This is a genomic window from Mesorhizobium sp. M0816 (genome assembly GCF_040320005.1).
In the GTDB taxonomy this organism is placed as follows: Bacteria; Pseudomonadota; Alphaproteobacteria; order Rhizobiales; family Rhizobiaceae; genus Mesorhizobium.
Genome location: NZ_JAMYOT010000098.1, coordinates 1 through 1,082 on the forward strand (window position 1 = coordinate 1; position 1,082 = coordinate 1,082).

1 protein-coding gene is annotated in these 1,082 nt (G+C 62.9%); it reads left to right on the plus strand.

What is annotated here, in order from left to right; all coding sequences use genetic code 11:
• On the plus strand, window positions 1–1,082 hold a 1,082-nt coding region (locus NKI17_RS36820), incomplete at both ends, for a recombinase family protein (protein ID WP_352907947.1).

Below are 1,082 nucleotides of genomic sequence, written 5' to 3' on the forward strand. Positions count from 1 at the left end.
ATCGATGAGGACGGCATCTACGAACCGCGTCATCCCAACGACAGGCTGCTGCTCGGCATGAAGGGCACGATGAGCGAACTGGAGCTTTCGATCCTGCGGGCCCGCTCGATCGAAGCCCTGAAGCAGAAGGCACGACGGGGCGAACTTTTCCTGACGGTGGCGATCGGTTACGTCAAGTCGGGCCGGAACCGGGTCGAGAAAGACCCGGACCTGCGGATCCGCGAGGCGATCGATCTTGTATTCCGGCGTTTCGACGAACTGCAGAGCATCCGGCAGGTGCATCTGTGGTTGCGCCGCGAGGGCATTATGCTCCCTGCCGTAAATTACACGCGCGCGGCGGACAGGGCGATCGTCTGGAAGCTGCCCGTCTACAATACGGTGCACCACATTCTCACCAACCCGATCTACGCCGGCGCCTATGCGTTCGGGCGAACCTGCAGCAAAGTCACCATAGAGGCCGGACGCAAACGGATTTTGCGTGGGATCAGGCGCGATCGCGCCGACTGGGAGGTCTTGCTCATCGACCATCACGAAGGTTACCTGAGCTGGCACGATTTTGAGAGGAATCAGCGCCTGATCACGGACAATGCCACAAGCAAAGGCCTGGTGCCGCGCGGTGCTCTTCGCCGGGGCGAGTTGCTGCTCGGCGGTCTCTTGCGCTGCGGCCATTGCGGCCGCAAGCTGCATGTCTCCTATTCCGGCAGCAACGGCAATACGGGGCGCTATCATTGCCGCGGAGCGCAGGTCAACCACGGAACCGACCCGTGCATCGGCTTCGGATCGTTGCGGGTCGATCAGGCGGTCAGCGCGGAGGTTCTTCAACGCCTTCAACCGCTCGGCATGGAAGCGGCGATCAAGGCCATCGAGACCTCCACCGTGCAGGCTGGAGAGAAGCGGCGCCATGTGGAGCTCGCACTCGAGCAGGCACGTTATGAAGCCGCCCATGCACGCCGCCAGTATGACGCCGTCGACCCGGACAACCGGCTTGTAGCAGGCGAACTGGAGCGACGCTGGAATGCCGCGCTCGTAGCCGTCCGCGAGCGTCAGGACGAGCTTGACGCGCTCGACCGCCACAAGCCTGA